The 19,196-nt window shown below is 71.7% G+C and carries 18 protein-coding genes; 14 read left to right on the top strand and 4 right to left on the bottom strand.

Features of this window, described 5'->3' with window-relative positions:
• The first annotated feature begins 23 nt into the window (after window positions 1–23).
• Together ACZ561_RS19760 and ACZ561_RS19755 are read left to right on the top strand one after the other, a co-directional pair.
• Window positions 24–575, top strand: coding sequence for a TetR/AcrR family transcriptional regulator (locus ACZ561_RS19760; protein WP_384528426.1), 552 nt, complete (start codon window positions 24–26; stop codon window positions 573–575).
• On the top strand, window positions 572–2,116 hold the full coding sequence (locus ACZ561_RS19755) for an MFS transporter (RefSeq protein WP_470996540.1): 1,545 nt from the start codon (window positions 572–574) through the stop codon (window positions 2,114–2,116). Before ACZ561_RS19760 ends, ACZ561_RS19755 begins: the two co-directional genes overlap by 4 nt.
• Before the next feature lie 74 nt (window positions 2,117–2,190).
• On the opposite strand, the gene ACZ561_RS19750 is transcribed toward ACZ561_RS19755, so the two are convergent.
• Complete coding sequence (locus ACZ561_RS19750) at window positions 2,191–2,862, bottom strand: lysophospholipid acyltransferase family protein (RefSeq protein ID WP_329122715.1); 672 nt, start codon at window positions 2,860–2,862, stop codon at window positions 2,191–2,193.
• Window positions 2,863–3,093: 231 nt separating this feature from the next.
• On the opposite strand from ACZ561_RS19750, the gene ACZ561_RS19745 reads away from it, so the two are divergent.
• The 3 genes from ACZ561_RS19745 (at window position 3,094) to ACZ561_RS19735 (ending at window position 5,376) form a co-directional block, all read left to right on the top strand.
• Window positions 3,094–4,254 carry a glycerophosphodiester phosphodiesterase gene (locus ACZ561_RS19745; RefSeq protein WP_470996537.1) on the top strand — a complete coding sequence of 387 codons (1,161 nt, stop codon included), beginning with the start codon at window positions 3,094–3,096 and terminating at the stop codon, window positions 4,252–4,254.
• Window positions 4,255–4,342: 88 nt separating this feature from the next.
• Entirely contained in the window at window positions 4,343–4,855 is a 513-nt protein-coding gene (locus ACZ561_RS19740; protein ID WP_470996535.1) for a sigma-70 family RNA polymerase sigma factor, read from the top strand.
• A gap of 38 nt (window positions 4,856–4,893) precedes the next feature.
• Window positions 4,894–5,376, top strand: a complete 483-nt coding sequence (locus ACZ561_RS19735; RefSeq protein ID WP_376443905.1) for a GNAT family N-acetyltransferase — start codon at window positions 4,894–4,896, stop codon at window positions 5,374–5,376.
• Between the two features lie 27 nt (window positions 5,377–5,403).
• On the opposite strand, the gene ACZ561_RS19730 is transcribed toward ACZ561_RS19735, so the two are convergent.
• Both ACZ561_RS19730 and ACZ561_RS19725 read right to left on the bottom strand, forming a co-directional pair.
• Complete coding sequence (locus ACZ561_RS19730) at window positions 5,404–5,814, bottom strand: hypothetical protein (RefSeq protein ID WP_470996533.1); 411 nt, start codon at window positions 5,812–5,814, stop codon at window positions 5,404–5,406.
• A gap of 1 nt (window position 5,815) precedes the next feature.
• Window positions 5,816–6,178, bottom strand: coding sequence for a hypothetical protein (locus tag ACZ561_RS19725; RefSeq protein WP_329122724.1), 363 nt, complete (start codon window positions 6,176–6,178; stop codon window positions 5,816–5,818).
• Window positions 6,179–6,807: 629 nt separating this feature from the next.
• Between ACZ561_RS19725 and ACZ561_RS19720 the strand changes: the two genes are divergently transcribed.
• From ACZ561_RS19720 to ACZ561_RS19685, 8 genes are all read left to right on the top strand, one after another.
• Entirely contained in the window at window positions 6,808–7,866 is a 1,059-nt protein-coding gene (locus ACZ561_RS19720) for a methionine ABC transporter ATP-binding protein (protein ID WP_470996531.1), read from the top strand.
• Window positions 7,863–8,531, top strand: coding sequence for a methionine ABC transporter permease (locus ACZ561_RS19715; protein ID WP_376443892.1), 669 nt, complete (start codon window positions 7,863–7,865; stop codon window positions 8,529–8,531). The genes ACZ561_RS19720 and ACZ561_RS19715 overlap by 4 nt, the downstream gene beginning before the upstream one ends.
• A gap of 93 nt (window positions 8,532–8,624) precedes the next feature.
• On the top strand, window positions 8,625–9,485 hold the full coding sequence (locus ACZ561_RS19710) for a MetQ/NlpA family ABC transporter substrate-binding protein (RefSeq protein ID WP_470996527.1): 861 nt from the start codon (window positions 8,625–8,627) through the stop codon (window positions 9,483–9,485).
• A 176-nt stretch (window positions 9,486–9,661) separates the two neighbouring features.
• The gene (locus tag ACZ561_RS19705) at window positions 9,662–10,297 is read left to right on the top strand and encodes a GNAT family N-acetyltransferase (protein ID WP_470996524.1); all 636 of its coding nucleotides are present in this window, start codon (window positions 9,662–9,664) and stop codon (window positions 10,295–10,297) included.
• Window positions 10,298–10,368: 71 nt separating this feature from the next.
• Window positions 10,369–11,595 carry a precorrin-6y C5,15-methyltransferase (decarboxylating) subunit CbiE gene (gene cbiE, locus ACZ561_RS19700; RefSeq protein WP_470996521.1) on the top strand — a complete coding sequence of 409 codons (1,227 nt, stop codon included), beginning with the start codon at window positions 10,369–10,371 and terminating at the stop codon, window positions 11,593–11,595.
• Window positions 11,596–11,926: 331 nt separating this feature from the next.
• On the top strand, window positions 11,927–15,343 hold the full coding sequence (gene cobT, locus ACZ561_RS19695; protein WP_470996518.1) for a nicotinate-nucleotide--dimethylbenzimidazole phosphoribosyltransferase: 3,417 nt from the start codon (window positions 11,927–11,929) through the stop codon (window positions 15,341–15,343).
• 322 nt (window positions 15,344–15,665) lie between these two features.
• Window positions 15,666–16,898 carry a uroporphyrinogen-III C-methyltransferase gene (cobA, locus tag ACZ561_RS19690; RefSeq protein WP_470996515.1) on the top strand — a complete coding sequence of 411 codons (1,233 nt, stop codon included), beginning with the start codon at window positions 15,666–15,668 and terminating at the stop codon, window positions 16,896–16,898.
• A 65-nt stretch (window positions 16,899–16,963) separates the two neighbouring features.
• A complete protein-coding gene (locus ACZ561_RS19685) occupies window positions 16,964–17,782 on the top strand; it encodes a TrmH family RNA methyltransferase (RefSeq protein WP_376443875.1) in 819 nt (272 codons plus the stop codon).
• 50 nt (window positions 17,783–17,832) lie between these two features.
• On the opposite strand, the gene ACZ561_RS19680 is transcribed toward ACZ561_RS19685, so the two are convergent.
• A complete protein-coding gene (locus ACZ561_RS19680) occupies window positions 17,833–18,312 on the bottom strand; it encodes a DUF2000 family protein (RefSeq protein ID WP_470996512.1) in 480 nt (159 codons plus the stop codon).
• Window positions 18,313–18,361: 49 nt separating this feature from the next.
• Between ACZ561_RS19680 and ACZ561_RS19675 the strand changes: the two genes are divergently transcribed.
• Complete coding sequence (locus ACZ561_RS19675) at window positions 18,362–19,189, top strand: helix-turn-helix domain-containing protein (RefSeq protein ID WP_470996509.1); 828 nt, start codon at window positions 18,362–18,364, stop codon at window positions 19,187–19,189.
• The last annotated feature ends 7 nt before the right edge of the window (window positions 19,190–19,196 follow it).

The raw sequence follows: 19,196 nt of genomic DNA, 5'->3' as shown, positions 1-19,196 counted from the left end.
CTCATTCGGTGTATGGTCGTCTCATGTCAGTCGACCGCACCCAGGTGCTCCGCACCGCAGCCGCTCTGCTCTCCCGGAAATCGACCGCCACCATGGACGAGGTCGCCCGGGCCGCGGGCATCGGCCGCGCCACCCTGCACCGGCACTTCGCCGGACGGGACGCGCTGGTCAGGGCGCTGGAGGCGATGGGCCTGACGGAGTTCGAGGCCGCGTGCGACGCCGCACGCCTCGACGACGGTCCTGCGGACGAGGCGCTACGGCGGCTCGTCGTCGAAACCGAGCCCAACGCGCCGCTGCTGGCCTTCCTCGTCACCGAGAACCAGCTCTTCGAGGGCGACGACGTGGACGAGGGCTGGGCCCGGCTCGACGCGAGGGTCAGCGCCCTCTTCAGACGCGGTCAGGAGGAAGGCACCTTCCGGATCGACCTGAGCCCCGCCTGGCTCACCGAGGCCCTCTACGGCCTCGTCTCGGCCTGTGCCTGGTCCGTGATGGACGGCCGGGTCGCCCCCAATGACTTTCAGTACATGATCACCGAGCTGCTGCTCGGTGGCGCACGACGGAGCGTGGAGAAATGAGCACCACCCAGCAGCTGAACCTCACGAAGGGGACGGAGGTGAAGAGCCCCGGGCGATGGCTCGCGCTCGCGGTGCTCGTCCTGGCGGTCCTGCTGGTCGCGGTCGACGCCACGGTGCTCGGTCTGGCCACGCCCTCGCTCAGCGAGGACCTCGAGCCGTCCGGCACGCAGCTTCTCTGGATCGGCGACATCTACTCGTTCGTCATCGCCGGCCTGCTCGTCTCCATGGGTTCGCTCGGCGACCGGATCGGCCGCAAGAAGCTGCTCCTGATCGGTGCGACGGCCTTCGGCGCCGTCTCCGTACTCAACGCGTACGCCACCAGCCCCGAGATGATGATCGTCGCCCGTGCGCTCCTCGGCGTCGCCGGCGCGACGCTGATGCCGTCGACGCTTGCGCTGATCCGGAACATCTTCCACGACCCCAAGGAGCGCAGCCTCGCCATCGGCATCTGGGGAGCCACCGCATCGGCCGGCGCGGCGGTCGGCCCGGTCGTCGGCGGAGCGCTGCTCCAGCACTTCTGGTGGGGCTCGGTCTTCCTCATCAATCTGCCCGTCATGGCAGCCCTGGTCCTCGTCGGCATCAAGCTGCTGCCCGAGTCCAGGAACCCGGTCGCCGGCCCCTGGGACCTGATCAGCGTCGGGCTCTCGCTCGTCGGTGTCATCGGAGTCGTCTACGCCATCAAGGAAGTCGCCTCGCACGGCCTGACGTGGGAGGTCGTCGCGGCCGCCGTCATCGGCGCGGCCACCCTGTACGCCTTCGTCAGGCGCCAGCACACGCTGGCGTCGCCCCTGCTCGACATGCGGCTGTTCAAGCACCGTGGCTTCTCGGGCGCTGTCCTGGCCGACCTGCTCACCGTCTTCGGGCTCTCCGGACTGGTCTTCTTCCTCTCCCAGTTCCTGCAGCTGGTCCAGGGGCGCGAGCCGCTGGAGGCCGGTCTGGCCGAACTGCCCGCCGCCATCGGCGCGGTGGTCACCGGTCTGATCGCCGGCCGGTACGCCCGGCGGTTCTCGGTGCGCGCCGTCGTCGCCGGCGGTCTCGGCGCAATCGGCCTCGCGCTCGCCGTCGTCACCCTGGTCCACAAGGAGACCGGTTATCCGCTGCTCGGCGCGGCGCTGCTCGTCGTCGGCCTCGGCGCCGGATTCTCGTTCACCGTCACCGCCGACGTGATCCTCTCCAGTGTGCCCAAGGAGCAGGCGGGTTCGGCCTCCGCGGTCTCCGAGACCGCATACGAGCTGGGCGCGGCGCTCGGCATCGCGCTCCTCGGCTCGATCGTCACCGGCGTCTACCAGGGCTTCGCGACCCCGGCCGGAGTCCCCTCGGACGCGGCCGCGGCGGCGCACGAATCGCTCGGCGGCGCGGTCGAGGCCACCGCCGGCCTCGCGCCGGACGCGGCGACCGCCCTGGTCTCCGCGGCCCAGGTGGCCTTCGTCGACGGCCTGCGCATCGCGGCGGGCGTCGGCGCGGCGGTGCTTCTCGCGACGGCGGTCGCGGCCTGGTTCCTGCTGAAGGGCCAGAAGCTGGAGGACGGCGTCGAGCACTGACGCGCAGGCGTCGCAGAAGAAGGGGCCCCGCACGGCAGTCGCCGTGCGGGGCCCCTTCGTTCACTCCGTAACCGCTACGCGGCCTTCGCCTTGGTGGCGTACATGTCCACATACTCCTGGCCGGACAGCCGCATCACCTCGGACATCACCGAGTCCGTCACCGCCCGCAGTACGTAGCGGTCGCGGTCCATGCCCTCGTACCGCGAGAACTCCATCGGCTCGCCGAAGCGCACCGTCACCCGGCCCGGCCGGGGCAGCCCCGCCCCGCCCGGCTGGATCTTGTCGGTGCCGATCATCGCGAACGGCACCACCGGCGCGCCCGTCATCAGCGTGAGGCGAGCGATGCCGGTACGGCCCCGGTACAGCCGGCCGTCGGGGGAGCGGGTGCCCTCCGGGTAGATGGAGAAGATTTTGCCTTCCTCGAGCACTCGGCGGCCCGTCATCAGCGCCGCGACACCGCCGCGGCCGCCGTCGCGGTCCACCGGGATCATGCCGACGCTGGTGAAGAACCAGGCCATCAGCCGGCCCTTGAACCCCTTGCCGGTCACGTACTCGTCCTTGCCGATGAAGAAGACCGGGCGGTCCGTGCAGATCGGCATGATCATCGAGTCGATGAAGGTCAGGTGGTTGCCCGCCAGGATCACCGGACCCGTCCCCGGGATGTTCTCGGCGCCCTCCACACGTGGGCGGAACATCAGGCGCAGGATCGGTCCGAGCACTGCCTTGATGAGTGCGAGACGGGACAACGGTTCCTCCGGTATCGGGGCGGTCGGCGTCGATGTGTGTGGGGGACTGTGCAGGTGAGGACGATACTCGCGGGTCACCCCCCTGCGCACATCGGGTTCACCGAGTGGATACACAGTGTTGACGTGTGTTTCCGCCATGTTCGGCCAGGATCTGCCGCAGGTAGGGGGTGACTGCCTAGGGTCGGAGCAGCTGTTGACAGGTGCGGGACATCACCATGCAAAGGAGCCTTCATGACACAGGGTGAGCACCGGAGCCCGGGCCGGCGGACGGTCCTCGGGGTGGCGGGCGCGGCCGTACTGGGCGCATCGACGGTCCTGCCCGCGGGCACCGCGCAGGCGGCGGAGAGTCGGGGCCGGGGACACGGTCACGGCTTCCGCTCCCTCCCCGTCCCCACCGTCATCGCTCACCGCGGCGCCAGCGGTTACCGCCCCGAGCACACCCTCGGCTCCTACCAGCTCGCCCTCGACCTCGGCGCCCATGTGATCGAGCAGGACCTCGTCCCCACCAAGGACGGCCACCTGGTCTGCCGCCACGAGAACGACATCACCGGCACCACCGATGTCGCCGACCACCCGGAGTTCGTCTCCCGCCGCACCACCAAGTCCGTCGACGGCGTCTCCCTGACGGGATGGTTCACCGAGGACTTCACCCCCGCCGAGCTCAAGACGCTGCGCGCCAAGGAGCGCATTCCCGGCACCCGCCAGGAGAACACCCTCTACGACGGCCGCTGGGAGATACCCACCTTCGAGGAGGTGCTGCGCTGGGCCGAGCGGGAGGGGCGCTGCCGGGGCCGCGAGGTCTGGCTGCACGTCGAGACCAAGCACCCCACGTACTTCCGCGGCCTCGGCCTCGGGCTTGAGGAGCGCCTCGCCAAGTTGCTGCGCCGGTACGGTCGTCACCGCGCCGACTCCGCGGTCTTCCTGCAGTCCTTCGAGCCGAGCAGTATCCAGCGCCTCGCCAAGCTGGTGAACTCCCCGCGCGTGGTCCTGCTGTCGGCCGCGAGCAGCCGCCCCTGGGACTTCGTCCAGGCGGGTGACCCGCGCACGGTCGCCGACCTGGTGACGCCCGCGGGGCTGCGCTGGATCGCCTCGTACGCCCAGGGCATCGGCCCCACCCTCGATCTGGTCATCCCACGCGACGCGAGCGGTCGGCTCGGTACCCCGACGACGCTGGTGGCCGACGCACACGCGGCGGGCCTGATCCTCCACCCGTACACCCAGCGCAACGAGAACAGCTTCCTGCCCGCGGACTTCCGCCGCGGCACGGACCCGAACGCCTACGGAGACGTCTTCGGCGCGCTGAAGACCTATCTGGCGACGGGTATCGACGGCATCTTCTCCGACAATCCGGACACGGCACTCCTGGCGGCGGCGGACTTCACGAGGAGCTGAGCCCCGCGCCACCCGGTCGGAACGCCCGACCGGGTGGTTTACGCCCCTTTCCGCAACCGCCCCGGCCCGGGCCCGCATCGTGCCGGGCATGACCCACCTCCTGCGCACCCTCGCCCCCCTCCTCGCGGCGGAATCGAAGGCCGAGGCCCCGGCCGCCGGCGTCGATGCCGGGGACCTCGAACAAGCGGTCTGGCTGAGGCTCCTGGAGCGCCTCGAGAAGGACGACGCGCCCACCCGCCCCGCCGACTGGCTGCGCCGGGCCGTCCGTGCCGAGGCCCGCCGCGCCCGCCGCGCCGCCCTGCGGGAACGCCCCTACCAGGGCGAGGAGGCCGCGGAACCGCACGACTCGCCCGAGAGCTCCGCCCTCGTGGCCGAACGCCGCCGTGTCGTGCGCGCCGCCGTCCGCCGTACCCCCGGCCACTGCCCGCGGCTGCTCACCGCGATGCTCGACCCGGCCGACCCCACCTACCGGGAAATCGCAGGGGAGTTGGGTATCTCACAAGGCAGTCTGGGGCCGATGCGTTCCCGTTGCCTGGGATGCCTGCGCAGAATGCTGGCTGCAGAGGTTCCCGCATCGACCTCGAGGGGAAGGGTGCGGTAGACCGACCGGTTGACCAGGTGAGCGGGAGGCATGCGCACATGGGCATGAGCGTGACCATCTCAGCGGCAGACGCGCAGGACGCGGAGCACATACTGAAGCTGCAGTACCTCTGTTACCAGAGCGAGGCCGAGCTCTACGGCGACTACTCCATCGAGCCGCTCACCCAGACCCTGGACGCCCTGCGGGCCGAACTGGCCCAGGGGTACGGCCTCGTGGCACGCCTCGGGGACGAGGTCGTCGCCTCCGTGCGCGGACGGGTCGACGAGACCGGCACCGTACGGATCGCCAAGCTCATCGTCCACCCGCGGATGCAGCGCCACGGCCTCGGCGGCCGGCTGCTCGACGCCATCGAGAGCCACTTCGCCGGCGACCCGGTCCCCGTCGCCAAGCGGTTCCAGCTGTTCACCGGCCACCGCAGCGAGGGCAACCTCCGGCTGTACCGCAGCAAGGGCTACGAGCCGGTCGCCACCCGCGAGATCGGACCGCGGCTCACCCTCGTGACCCTGGAGAAAGCCGCCTAGGCGCTCGCCCGAGGAGACCGCGTACGCCTACGCGGTCGCCCGGGAGCGGCGAAGCCACCAGATCCCGGTCACCGGCAGCAGCACCGGGATGAAGATGTAGCCGTAGCCGTAGTCCGACCAGACCGTGGCATCGGGGAACGCGGACGGGTCCGCGAGCGTCCACGTCCCCACGGTCAGTACGCCCACCAGCTCGGCGGCGCAGCACACCAGCGCCGCCCTGCGGGCCGTCTCCCCGCCCCTGACCAGCGTGTACGTGATGAAGGCGTACACCACGGCCGCCACCGCCGACAGCGTGTACGCCAGCGGCGCCCGGTCGAACTCGGTGGCGATCTGGTAGATCGAGCGCGAGACCGCGCCGACCGACATCACTCCGTACAGCCAGACCAGCAGCATGCCCGGCCCCGTGACCAGGCGGCCCGCTCCCTCGGTCGCACTCATCTCAGCCCACCGTCCAGATGTCGAAGAGACGCACCTCGAGCACCGCGAGCACGACCGCGCCGGCCGCCACCGTCGCCGAGCCCCAGCGGCTCCGCTCCGCGAGCGACATGAACCCGGCCGCCGGGACCGCGCAGAGCGAGCCCAGCAGATACGCGACGAAGATCGTCGTGCCCTCCTCGGCCTTCTCGCCGCGCGAGAGCTGAACGATGCCGACGATCAGCTGGACCAGTGCGAGGAAGGTCACCACGGCCATGCCGATGAAGTGCCAGTCCTTGGTGGGCTGGTCACGGGTGAAGGCGAAGCCGCACCAGGCGGCGAGGGCGAGCGCGGCCACCGAGACCGCGACCGTCAGGGCGTCAAGCATGGGCCCGAGGGTATTACGGGCCAAAAGGCCCGATGCGCTCGCCCCCCACCCGCCCCGTAGGGTCGAGACCCATGAGGCCGCTCGGTGAGGCACCGCCGCGCGGCGGGCAGGAGAGTCGTGGTCTTGACCACAACCCACGACCGTTCCGAGCTCGACGCCGATGTCGCCCTGACCGACCTGCTGGAGGCATCCGCGCAGGCCACGGACGGGGGACCGGAGATCACCGCCGGGGCCTGACGGTCGAGCGAGGTGTCCGCATGATGTCTCGGCCATGTCCGCTATTCGGACACCCCCGATTCGGCCTGACAGGTGCGTGCTTTACTTGCAGACATGACCACGACGAGCAGCCGCACCCTTGCGACCGAGGCGATCAGCACGCCCGGTGCTCGTTGTATGTGTCGAATGTGCGCCTTCTGAGGGCCCCCGCCTGAGCCTCGCGCCCCGAAGCGAGACCCCGACGGCCGAGCCGATCCGCCCGCCCTTCCGGCGCCGGACCGTGCCCGCCCCGCGCACACGCTGCCTTCCGGCCACCCGCTGGACCAGCCCACTTCGCGCCTGACTGTCCGAACGACGAATGCCCCGTGCCCGGCGGACCCCGCGCCGCGCACTCGACAGTGACGGAAACCCCTGTGATCACCACTTCGGGCCTGACCAAGGTCTACGAGTCGCGAGGCCGCCAGGTCACCGCTCTGGACGGCGTCGACCTCCACGTCCGCGAGGGCGAGGTGTTCGGCGTGATCGGCCAGAGCGGCGCCGGCAAGTCCTCGCTCATCCGCTGCGTCAACCTCCTGGAGCGCCCCACCTCCGGCACCGTGACCGTCGACGGCGTCGACCTCACCGCGCTGGCGGCGAACGGCCGCCGCGCCGGCAAGGACCTGCGCCGCGCCCGCTCCAGCATCGGCATGGTCTTCCAGCACTTCAACCTGCTGTCCTCGCGCACCGTCAAGGACAACATCGAGCTGCCGCTGGAGATCCTCGGCGTCTCCGGCGCCGAGCGCGCCAGCCGCGCCCTGGAACTCCTCGACCTCGTCGGCCTCGCCGACAAGGCCAAGGCCTACCCCGGCCAGCTCTCCGGCGGTCAGAAGCAGCGCGTCGGCATCGCCCGCGCCCTCGCCGGCAACCCCAAGGTCCTGCTCTCCGACGAGGCCACCAGCGCCCTCGACCCGGAGACCACCCGCTCCATCCTGCAGCTGCTGCGCGACCTCAACCGGCAGCTGGGCCTCACCGTCCTGCTCATTACGCACGAGATGGACGTCGTCAAGACGATCTGCGACTCGGCAGCGCTGATGCAGAAGGGCCGGATCGTCGAGTCCGGAACCGTGAGCGAACTGCTCGCCACCCCCGGCTCCGAGCTGGCGGCCGAGCTCTTCCCCGTCAGCGGCGCCGCCACCGGCCCCGACCGCACGGTCGTCGACGTCACCTTCCACGGCGAGGCCGCGACGCAGCCGGTGATCTCCCAGCTCTCCCGTACGTACAACATCGACATCTCGATCCTCGGCGCCGCGATGGACACCGTCGGCGGCAAGCAGATCGGCCGCATGCGGATCGAACTGCCCGGACGGTACGAGGAGAACGTCGTGCCCGTCGGCTTCCTCCGTGAACAGGGCCTTCAGGTCGACGTCGTCGACGAGGACGCGACGCCCGCGCAGGCCCAGAGCGCCGTGCTTGTCAAGGAAGGTGCCAAGTGACCTGGTCGGAGATGCAGCCCCTGCTGGAGCAGGGCACGGTCGACACCCTCTACATGGTCCTGTGGGCCACGGTCGTCACCGTCCTCGGCGGACTTCCGCTCGGCATCCTCCTCGTCCTCACGGACAAGGGCGGCCTGCTGCAGAACACCGTGGTCAACAAGGTCGTCGGCGTGATCGTGAACATAGGCCGCTCGCTGCCGTTCATCATCCTGCTGATCGCCCTGATCCCCTTCACGACCTTCGTGGTCGGCACCTTCATCGGCCCCACCGCGATGATCGTGCCGCTCGCCATCGGCGCCATCCCGTTCTTCGCGCGCCTCGTCGAGACCGCGATCCGCGAGGTCGACCACGGGCTGGTCGAGGCCGTCCAGTCCATGGGCGGCTCCGTACCGACGATCGTCCGCAAGGTGCTGTTGCCCCAGGCGCTGCCCTCGCTGGTCTCCGCGATCACCACCACCGTCATCGTGCTCATCGGCTACTCCGCGATGGCCGGCGCGGTCGGCGGCGAGGGCCTCGGCTCCAAGGCGATCACCTACGGATACCAGCGCTTCGACACCCAGTTCATGCTGGTCACCGTCGTCGTCCTGATCGCGATCGTCACCGTCGTCCAGCTCATCGGCGACCTCGCCGTCCGTCTCCTCGCCCGCCGAGGACGCACCGCCTGACCGCGGCGCCGCCCCACAGACTTCGTCTTTTCGAAGAAGAGCCCGGACTTGTTGTCCAGGCGTCCACCGCACCACCAGAAAGAGGCACTTTTCGTGCGTAAGAACATCAAGCTCACCGCCGGTATCGCCGCCACCGCCGCACTCGCCCTGGGCCTCTCCGCCTGCGGCACGTCGTCGGACCCGTCCTCCTCGAAGGACTCGGCCGGCTCCGCCGACAAGGCGCTCGTCGTCGCCGCGTCCCCGACGCCGCACGCCGACATCCTCAACTACGTCAAGGACAACCTCGCCGCGAAGGAGGGCCTGAAGCTGGAGGTGAAGGAGTTCACGGACTACGTCCTGCCGAACACCGCCACCGAGTCCGGCCAGGTCGACGCCAACTTCTTCCAGCACAAGCCGTACCTCGACGACTTCAACCTGAAGAACAAGACCCACATCGTCCCGGTGGTCAACGTCCACCTGGAGCCCCTCGGCCTCTACTCCAAGAAGGTCAAGGACCTCAAGGACATCAAGGCCGGCCAGACCGTCGCCGTCCCCAACGACACCACCAACGGCGGCCGCGCGCTCAAGCTGCTCGCCGACAACGGGCTCATCACCCTCAAGGACGGCGTCGGCTCCAACGCCAAGCTCTCCGACATCACGGACAAGAAGGGCCTGGAGTTCAAGGAGTTGGAGGCCGCCACCGTGCCCCGCGCCCTGAACGACGTGGACGCCGCGGTCGTCAACGGTAACTACGCCATCGAGGCCAAGCTCAACCCGGCCACCGACGCCCTGGTCCTGGAGAAGGCGGAGGGCAACCCCTACGCCAACTTCCTCGCCGTCAAGGAGGGCAACGAGAAGGACGCGCGCGTGCAGAAGCTCGTCAAGCTCCTCAACTCGCCCGAGGTGAAGAAGTACATCGAGGACACCTACAAGAACGGGTCGGTCATCCCGGCCTTCGGTGCCGTCGCCAAGTAAGGCCCGCAGTACAGTTCTTGTGACGAAGGCCCCCGCATCCCGTCCGATGCGCGGGGTCTTCGTCGCTCCCCGCCCCATCTGACGCCACATCGGACCCGGCCATGCACACCCACGGCTTCATACTGCATGCTGTGCGTTCACGGTCGATTCGGACGGTCCTCGGCATGGAGCTGCGCATGACTACCACCTTTCCGGACATCTCCATCAACACGGATCGGTTGGTGCTGCGCGCGCTCGAAGAGGTCGACGCCCCCGCGCTCGCCGAGATGATGAACGACGAGATGGTCGCGGCATGGACCGCCGTCCCCCAGCCGTTCACCGAAGAGGCCGCGCACCGTTGGATCACGGAGTACGCGCCCACCGAGCGCACCGCCGGCCGCGGGCTCGACCTCGCCGTGACCGAGTTCCTCACCCAGCGGCTCGTGGGCATCATCCAGCTGGGCAAGACCAATTGGCGGGTGAGGTCCACCGAGATGTCGTACATCGTCGCCCCCTGGGCCCGCGGCGAGGGTTACGCCTCCGAAGCCGCCCTCGCCACCGCCCAGTGGCTCTTCGGCGACCAGGGCTTCGAGCGCATCGAGCTGCGCACCGCCGCCGACAACACCGCCTCCCAGCAGGTCGCGCAGAAGATCGGCTGCATCAGCGAAGGCATCCTGCGCGGCGCCTGCATAGCCCGCACCCGCACCGAGAACGGTGACTGGGCCGACCTGCGCACCGACTACATCCTGTGGGGCCTGCTCCCCGAGGACCTCGAGGGCGTCGCCGATCAGATGGCGGAGGCCGGATACTCCTCGTTCACCGACTGGAGCTGAGCGGGCCACCCACGCCGGGGTACCCTCGACACCCCCCGACCTGCGACAAAGACCTCAGGAGACAGACGACGATGGCCGACCGGGTCACGGTGATCGGCTGGGACGGCTCGCCCCTCACCGCAGCGGCCCGGTCCGCGCTCTCCGCCGCCACCCTCGTGGCCGGGGCACCGCACCACCTCGCCCTGCCCGAGGTACCGCCAGGGGCCGAGCGCATCCGCCTCGGCAGTGTCGACCTCGCCGCCCGCCGTATCGCCGGCCACCGCGGCACCGCCGTGGTCCTCGCCGACGGCGACCCCGGCTTCTTCGGCGTCGTCCGCACCCTGCGCGCCCCCGAGCACGGCCTCGAGGTCGAGGTCGTCCCCGCGGTCTCCTCCGTCGCCGCCGCCTTCGCCCGCGCCGGGATGCCCTGGGACGACGCCCGGATCGTCGTCGCGCACCAGCGCACCCTGCGGCGCGCCGTGAACGTCTGCCGCGCCCACCCCAAGGTCGCCGTCCTCACCTCGCCCGGCGCCGGCCCCGCCGAACTCGCCCTCCTCCTCGACGGCGTGCACCGGACCTTCGTCATCTGCGAGGAGCTCGGCACCGACCGCGAGCAGGTCACCGTCCTCACCTCGGACAAGGCCGCCGACCACGCCTGGCGCGACCCGAACGTCGTGATCGTCATCGGCGGATCCGCCGGCGGACAGGGCGGGGGCTGGCTGATGGGGCACGAGACACCGAAGGTACGGGGCTGGGCACTGTCGCCGGAGGAGACGGGCGGCGGAATCGGCACCGGCTCGCGTACCGGCACCGGCAGCGGGGAGACATCCGTCCTGCGCGCCGCCCAACTGGCTCGCCTCGGCCCGCGCGTCGGCGACCTCGTCTGGGACATCGGCTGCGGCAGCGGCGCCCTCTCGGTCGAGGCCGCCCGCTTCGGCGCGGCCGTCATCGCCGTGGACGCCGACCCGGACGCCTGCGCCCGCACCGAGGCCGCCGCCCGCCGCGACGGCGTCCAGCTGCAGGCCGTGCGCGGCCGCGCCCCCCACGTACTGGAACGGCTCCCCGAACCCGATGTCGTACGGATCGGCGGCGGCGGCGTCCCCGTCGTCACCGCCTGCACCGACCGCAGGCCGGAACGGATCGTCACCCACGCCTCCACCCGCGACGAGGCGGAGGCCGTCGGCGCGGCGCTCACCGACGGCGGCTACACCGTCGAATGCGCCCTGCTGCAGAGCGTCGGCCTCGACCCGGCCGACTGGTCGGAACGTGACCGCACCGTCGTCTTCCTGATCTCCGGGCGCCGGTCGACCTCCTCCTAGCTCCGCCGGGGAACCCCCACCCGTGACCCTGCCGCGCCGCAGGGCCAGGTAGGCTGGCGGATTGTTGTACCGCAGCCGGACCTTCAATACTTTGTTCGTCAATGTCCGGAAGTAGGGGCCCCATTGGGTCGCTGATGTGGTACGGAGCAACCGGGGGACGCGCGACGTGGCGCAGTCCACAGCAAACCGTGGCGGATCCGCCTGTCATGACGGCCGATGGCCGCGACAATGCTGGGGTGTCCGCGCGTCATTCGTGCCGCACGGCGCGCACGCTCGTTCTTGTTGACGGGTGAAGGTCTGAAGGAGCACAACCGATGGGCGAGGGGTACGCATGACGGACACCGGCCAGGTCCCGGGCGAGGGGCTGCCGGAGAACGCAGGCATGGTCGAGCAGCCGGGCATCCCCGCTCCGGGCGCGTACACCTTCCTGGACCCCTCCGAGAACGCAGCCGAGGACGACGACCTGCTCCTGATGCCGGGCGCGCAGGGCGCGTGGAGCGAGCACCAGCCGGGCGCCGTGCCCGCGCCGCCCGTCGCCGTACCGGTGCCCGGGATGATGCCGGGGCAGCCGCAGCACGCGGGCGACCCGCTCACCGACCCGCTGGCAGGTCCGATCGCCGAAGCCCTCGCCGCGCAGACGCCGGTGGCAACGGCTCCCGTCGTCCACGAGGCCGTCGCCACACCGGCGCACGGAGTGCCCGTGGCCCCTCAGGAGCCGGTCCTCACCGACCACGGCTACGAGCCCGGCATCCTGGACACCGGCGCCCACGAGGCTGCCGGCCGCGACTCCGGCTCGGTCGACCTCAGCGCGGTGCGCGTTCCGCAGCCCGCCGCTGCTCCGACCCCACCGCCCGCCCGCCGTCCGCTGCACATGGGCCCGCCCGTGCCCGAGGCCGGTGGAGGGGTCGTGCGCTCGCTCGCCGACCGCGGACCCGCCGGCGTACCGGCAGCCGCGTCCGTTCCCATGCCCGTCCCGGCGCCCGCACCGGTCGGTGCCTCCGTCGCCGCCCCGATGCCCGCCCGTATGCAGGGCCCGCCGACGACCGGTCCCGAGTACCTCGACAGCCCGCAGGAGCAGCCGGTCGCGCCGGTCGCCCCCCAGTTCGGCGAGATCCCGCCGCAGGGCGCCGTGCCGTGGGACCCGCAGCCCCAGGGACCCGTCGCGGCACCCGAGCCGGCGCCGCAGGCGGTACCCGCAGAAACGGTCGGCCAGTTCGTCCAGGTCGAGGGCACGGTCCCGACCACTCCGCACCTGGCGCCGACGCCGGTGGTCGAGGTCGTCGAGGCAGCGGCGGAGCCGGTCCCGGCACCGGAGCCCCTGCCCGAGTCCGAGCCGCAGCCCGAGCCGGTACGGGTGCAGGCCGTCGAGCCGGTCGCCGAGGAGCCTGCGGCCGAGGTCGTGGCCGAGGTCCCGGCCGAGGTCACCCCGGTGGACGTTCCCGTCGCGGCCGAGGTGCCGGTGGAGGAGGTCCCCGCGGCCGTCCCCGCGCCGCGTGACGGTGGTCCGTCGACCGCCGTTCCCGTGCCGCCGGTCGAGGTCACGGTCGAGGCCGCGGCCGAGCCCGTGGCCGAGGTCCAGCCGGAGCCGGTCCCTGAGGTTGTCGCCGAGACCGTCGCCGAGCCGGCCGTCGAGCCCGTCGCCGAGGTGGCGCCCGAGCCCGAGGGGGAGCCGGTCGCCGAGGTTCCCGTCGTCGAGCAGCCCGCCGTGGACGAGGCAGCCGTGGACGAGCCCGCCGTCGTGGAGGCGGACGCCGAGGTCGGCGAGCAGGACCAGACCGAGCCGTCGCCCGAGGCGGAGGTCCGGACCGAGGCCGTGGAGCCCGTCGCGGTAGAGGCCGTGGAGCCCGTCGAGGCCGTGGAGCCTCTTGAGGCCGGAGAGGCCGTCGAGGAGTCCGCCGTCGAGGAGCCCGCCGCCGAAGAGCCGTCGGCGGACGAGCCGGTCGCCGAGGAGCCCTCGGCCGAGGACGCCGAGGACGCCGGGGGGGCCGAGGAGGCCCAGGAGCCGGAGGCGCCCGGCGCCCCCGCGCCCGGGTACGGCGAGGCCGAGCGCGAGGCCGTGCTGCGCGTGATGCGCGAGCGCCGCGACATCCGCAACGGCTTCCGGTCCGACCCGATCCCGCACGAGGTGCTGCTCCGCGTTCTGGAGGCCGCCCACACGGCCCCCAGCGTCGGCCACTCCCAGCCCTGGGACTTCGTCGTCATCCGCTCCGCCGAGACCCGCCGGAGCATGCACGAGCTCGCCCAGCGTCAGCGTGAGGCCTACGCCCAGTCGCTGCCCAAGGCCCGGGCGAAGCAGTTCAGGCAACTGAAGATCGAGGCCATCCTCGACACTCCGGTCAACATCGTCGTCACCGCCGACCCCACGCGGGGCGGCCGGCACACCCTGGGCCGCTACACGCAGCCGCAGATGGCGCCGTACTCCTCCGCGCTCGCCGTCGAGAACCTGTGGCTCGCCGCCCGTGCCGAAGGCCTCGGCGTCGGCTGGGTCAGCTTCTTCGACGAGCGCGAGATGGTCCGCGCGCTCGGCCTCCCCGAGCACCTGGAGGTCGTCGCGTACCTGTGCGTCGGGTACGTCGACGAGTTCCCCGAGGAGCCCGAGCTGATGCAGGCGGGCTGGTCCAAGCGCCGGCCGCTGTCCTGGGTCGTCCACGAGGAGACGTACGGCCGCCGCGCGCTGCCCGGCGAGGAGCCGCACGACCTGCTCCAGGAGACCATCGCCAACATCCGCCCGCTGGACGCCAAGGCGCTCGGCGAGGCGTGGGAACGGCAGAAGCGCATGACGAAGCCCGCGGGGGCGCTCGGCATGCTGGAGATCATCTCCGCGCAGCTCTCCGGGCTCTCCCGGATGTGCCCGCCGCCGATCCCGGAGCCCGCGGCCGTCGCGATCTTCGCCGGAGACCACGGCGTGCACGCCCAGGGCGTCACCGCCTGGCCCCAGGAGGTGACCGGCCAGATGGTCGCCAACTTCCTCGGTGGCGGTGCGGTCTGCAACGCCTTCGCGAACCAGGTCGGCGCCGAGGTGTGCGTCATCGACGTCGGCGTCGCCTCCGACCTGCCGTCCACGCCGGGGCTGCTGCCCCGCAAGGTCCGCGCCGGCACGGGCGACTTCACGACCGGCCTCGCGATGACCCGCGAGGAGGTGCTCGCCGCGATCGAGGTGGGCATCGAGACCGCGCGGGACCTGGTGGCGGCGGGCAACAAGGCGCTGCTGACCGGTGAGATGGGCATCGCGAACACGACCGCGTCCGCGGCCCTGATCTCCGTGTACACGGGGGTCGACCCGGTCGAGGTCACCGGTCGCGGCACCGGCATCAACGACGAGATGCACGCGCGGAAGGTGGACGTGGTCCGCCGGGCCCTCGACCTCCACAAGCCGGACCCGGCGGACCCGATCGGTGTCCTGTCGGCGATCGGCGGCCTGGAGCACGCGGCGCTCGTCGGCCTGATCCTGGGCGCGGCCTCGCTGCGTACACCGGTGGTCCTGGACGGCGTCTCGACGGGCGCGGCGGCCCTGCTGGCCCGGGCGATCGCGCCCGAGTCCCTGGCGGCCTGCATCGCGGGCCACCGCAGCGCGGAGCCCGGCCATGTCGCGGCCCTCAACAAGCTGGGCCTGCGCCCGCTGGTCGACCTCGACCTCCGCCTCGGCGAGGGCACCGGCGCCCTCCTGGCCCTCCCGATCGTCCAGAGCGCGGCCCGCGCGATGCACGAGGTGGCGACGTTCGACTCGGCGGGCGTGACGGAGAAGTAGCACGACGAACCCGAGGGCGGCGCCCCCTCCTGTCGTTCAGGACGGGGGCCTCGCCTCGCACCGGGGCCGTGCGCACTGCAAGGCCCCGGGGAACGGCACCGGGGCCGTGGGGCTGTACCCACCCCTTCCTCCCCCCCATCACTTCGTCCTGGGGACCCCGCCGCGGAACAGTTGCTCACCGCTCGGTAGGGACATCCGTCACAGGTCACCCACCCCCGGTGACCGATATCGTTGGCACCGGTCAATGAACCGCGCCCCACCAGCCGCTTCACCGCCGCAGCGGCCCCGCACACGCTTCGCCCCTCCGAGGAGCCGCACACCCATGGCCGAGCACGCCGCGCACCCCGCCTACCCCGTAGGACTCCGCCTCTCCGGCCGTCGCGTCGTCGTCTTCGGCGGCGGCCAGGTCGCCCAGCGCCGGCTCCCCGCCCTGATCGCCGCCGGCGCCGACATCACCCTCGTCTCCCCGTCCGCCACCCCCTCCGTCGAGGCGATGGCCGAGGCCGGCGAGATCACCTGGGTCAGGCGTCGTTACGAGGACGGGGACATCGCCGACGCCTGGTACGCGCTCGTCGCCACCAGCGACCCCGTCGCCAACGCCGCCGCGTCCGCCGAGGCCGAGCGCACCAAGACCTGGTGCGTGCGTTCCGACGACGCCGACGCGGCCACCGCCTGGACCCCGGCCACCGGCCGCAGCGAGGGCGTGACCGTCGCCGTGCTCACCGGCCACGACCCGCGGCGTTCCGCCGCCGTGCGCGACGCGATCGTCGAAGGTCTGCGGGACGGTTCGATCGCGGCCCCGCAGCACCGCTCCCGTACCCCCTTCGTGGCGCTGGTCGGCGGCGGCCCCGGCGACCCGGACCTGATCACGGTCCGCGGCCGCCGACTGCTCGCCGAGGCCGACGTCGTCATCGCCGACCGCCTGGGCCCCCGCGACCTGCTCGACGAGCTGCCCCCGCACGTCGAGGTGATCGACGCGGCGAAGATCCCGTACGGCCGGTTCATGGCCCAGGAGGCCATCAACAACGCGCTGATCGAGCACGCCAAGGCCGGCAAGTCCGTCGTACGACTCAAGGGCGGCGACCCGTTCGTCTTCGGTCGCGGCATGGAGGAGGCCCAGGCGCTGGCGGCGGAGGGCATCACCTGCACCGTCGTCCCCGGCATCTCCAGCTCGATCTCGGTCCCCGGCGCGGCCGGCATCCCGGTCACCCATCGCGGTGTGGCGCACGAGTTCACCGTGGTCAGCGGCCATGTCGCCCCCGACGACCCACGGTCGCTGGTCGACTGGGCCTCGCTCGCCAAGCTCACCGGCACGCTCGTGATCCTGATGGGCGTCGACAAGATCGGGAAGATCGCCGAGGCGCTGATCGCCCACGGCAAGGCCCCCGAGACCCCGCTCGCCCTCGTCCAGGAGGGCACCACGGCCGCTCAGCGCCGTGTGGACGCCACCCTGGCCACGGTCGCGGAGACGGTCACGGCGCAGGAGGTCCGCCCGCCGGCCGTCATCGTCATCGGAGAGGTCGTCGGCGAGGGCCCCGACAAGCTCGTGAAGTAACCAGGGGTGATCGAAGCCCCGCCGCACACATTGGCACCGCACCCCGGACAAGGCAGTATCACCTCGTGGCCGAACTCATCACCATCGACGATCCCGACGACCCGCGCCTGCGCGACTACATCGGGCTGACCGACGTCGAGCTGCGCCGCCGACGCGAGCCCGCGGAGGGCCTGTTCATCGCCGAGGGCGAGAAGGTCATCCGCCGGGCCCGTCAGGCCGGGTACGAGATGCGGTCGATGCTGCTGTCCGCGAAGTGGGTCGACGTCATGCGTGACGTCATCGACGAGGTTCCGGCGCCCGTGTACGCGGTGCAGCCGGAGCTCGCCGAACGCGTCACCGGCTACCACGTGCACCGCGGCGCCCTCGCCTCCATGCAGCGCAAGCCACTGCCGAGCGCCGAGGACCTGCTCCGGACCACCCGCCGGGTCGCCGTCATGGAGTCGGTGAACGACCACACCAACATCGGCGCCATCTTCCGCAGTGCCGCCGCCCTCGGGATGGACGCGGTCCTGCTCTCCCCGGACTGCGCGGACCCGCTGTACCGCCGGTCGGTGAAGGTCTCCATGGGCGCGGTCTTCTCCGTCCCGTACGCCCGTCTGGACACCTGGCCGCGTGGCCTGGAGGCGGTACGGGAGGCGGGCTTCAAGCTCCTCGCCCTCACCCCGGACGAGAAGGCCTCCCCGATCGACGTGGCGGCCCCGCACAGACTGGAGCGGGCGGCCCTGATGCTCGGCGCGGAGGGCGACGGCCTGTCCACGCAGGCGCTGCGCGCCGCGGACGAATGGGTCCGGATCCCGATGGCCCACGGCGTCGACTCGCTCAACGTGGGCGCGGCCGCCGCCGTCGCCTTCTACGCGGTCGCCTCGGGCCGGCCCCAGGACTAGGGACCCACCAGGCGCCCACGGCCCGGGGGTAACGGCCAGGTGCCGTCGGCTCAGGGGTGCATCCGGGCGCCCTTGAGGACCTTGTCCACCGCGTTGCGCGGCCCGTACACGGCCATCCCCACCAGATCCAGCGCGTCCCTGCCCACGGCCCGGACCGCCGCCCGGTTGTCCCGGTCGTTTCCCGTGCCGAAGAGGTCCGAAGTGAACACCGCCGCCGGCAGCCCACGGGACAGCGCCCGGCCGTGGGCGGCGGTGAGCACCTCCTTCGTCCCCTCGAACACGAGCACCGGCTGACGGAACATCGGCAGGTACGCCGTGCCATCGGCGTCCTCGTACGGCTCCCCGATCACCTCGGGCGCCGTCGTACCGAGGCCGCTGACCAGGAAGGCCGTCACGTTCAGCCGCTGCCACGGCTCCAGGTCGGAGCGCAGCAGCACGGCGATCTTCGTGTCGAAGCGCACCGGTGAGCTCGCGTCCACCGTGCCGTTCCCGGCCTCGGCCGGCGTGCCGATCTCGTCGTTCGTTCTCATACGTCGAGACTGCGGGATCCGCACGGTCGCCGTCTTGTACGTTCTTTGCATGACGTCCCGGCAGGAGATCTCCGCATGGCGCCCGTCGGTGCCGGGGGTCACGGAGGTCTTCCACGCACGCTTCACCGAGCACGCGTACCCGATGCACGTCCACGACGACTGGACGCTGCTGATCGTCGACGACGGCGCGGTCCGCTACGACCTGGACCGCCATGAGCGCGGCACCCCGAACGGAACCGTCAGCCTGCTTCCGCCCCACGTCCCGCACAACGGCTCACCCGCCACCGCCCACGGCTTCCGCAAGCGCGTGCTCTACCTCGACCTGACGCAGCTGGACGAGGGCCTCATCGGGGCGGCGGTCGACCGACCTGACCTCGCCGACCCCGTGCTGCGCCGCCGTGTCGAGCAGCTGCACACCGCTCTCGCGCGGCCGGGCGACGAGCTGGAGGCGGAGAGCCGTCTGGCGCTCATCGGCCGGCGGTTGCGTACCCACCTGAGCACAGCTGCGGCCGCCGACCTCGCGACAGGACCCGATCGGGCCGTGCGCCACCCCGGAATCGCCCAGGACTTCCGGGACCTCCTCGACACGCGGCTGCGCAAAGGGACGACGCTCCAGGAGGCCGCGTCCGTCCTCCACGCCCATCCCGCGCATCTCGTCCGTGCCTTCAGCGCCGCGTTCGGCATCGCGCCCCACCAGTACGTGATGTCCCGCCGCGTGAGCCTCGCCCGACGGCTGCTCCTCGACGGCCGGCCGCCCGCCGAGGTGGCCGGCGCCAGCGGCTTCTACGACCAGTCCCACCTCACCCGGCACTTCAAGCGGGTCTGGGGCGTCACCCCGGGCAGGTACGCCCGCACCGGACGCGCGGACCGCGACTGATCCGCCG

The sequence above is a fragment of the Streptomyces sp. NPDC039609 genome (genome assembly GCF_055596705.1).
This window is presented reverse-complemented; position numbering and strand designations above follow the sequence as displayed.

Coding starts and splice junctions, on each gene's coding strand:
- ACZ561_RS19760 (WP_384528426.1), top strand. CDS start 24: ATGTCAGTCGACCGCACCCAGGTGCTCCGCACCGCAGCCGCTCTGCTC.
- ACZ561_RS19755 (WP_470996540.1), top strand. CDS start 572: ATGAGCACCACCCAGCAGCTGAACCTCACGAAGGGGACGGAGGTGAAG.
- ACZ561_RS19745 (WP_470996537.1), top strand. CDS start 3,094: ATGACACAGGGTGAGCACCGGAGCCCGGGCCGGCGGACGGTCCTCGGG.
- ACZ561_RS19740 (WP_470996535.1), top strand. CDS start 4,343: ATGACCCACCTCCTGCGCACCCTCGCCCCCCTCCTCGCGGCGGAATCG.
- ACZ561_RS19735 (WP_376443905.1), top strand. CDS start 4,894: ATGGGCATGAGCGTGACCATCTCAGCGGCAGACGCGCAGGACGCGGAG.
- ACZ561_RS19730 (WP_470996533.1), bottom strand. CDS start 5,814: ATGAGTGCGACCGAGGGAGCGGGCCGCCTGGTCACGGGGCCGGGCATG.
- ACZ561_RS19725 (WP_329122724.1), bottom strand. CDS start 6,178: ATGCTTGACGCCCTGACGGTCGCGGTCTCGGTGGCCGCGCTCGCCCTC.
- ACZ561_RS19705 (WP_470996524.1), top strand. CDS start 9,662: ATGACTACCACCTTTCCGGACATCTCCATCAACACGGATCGGTTGGTG.
- cbiE (WP_470996521.1), top strand. CDS start 10,369: ATGGCCGACCGGGTCACGGTGATCGGCTGGGACGGCTCGCCCCTCACC.
- cobT (WP_470996518.1), top strand. CDS start 11,927: ATGACGGACACCGGCCAGGTCCCGGGCGAGGGGCTGCCGGAGAACGCA.
- cobA (WP_470996515.1), top strand. CDS start 15,666: ATGGCCGAGCACGCCGCGCACCCCGCCTACCCCGTAGGACTCCGCCTC.
- ACZ561_RS19680 (WP_470996512.1), bottom strand. CDS start 18,312: ATGAGAACGAACGACGAGATCGGCACGCCGGCCGAGGCCGGGAACGGC.
- ACZ561_RS19675 (WP_470996509.1), top strand. CDS start 18,362: ATGACGTCCCGGCAGGAGATCTCCGCATGGCGCCCGTCGGTGCCGGGG.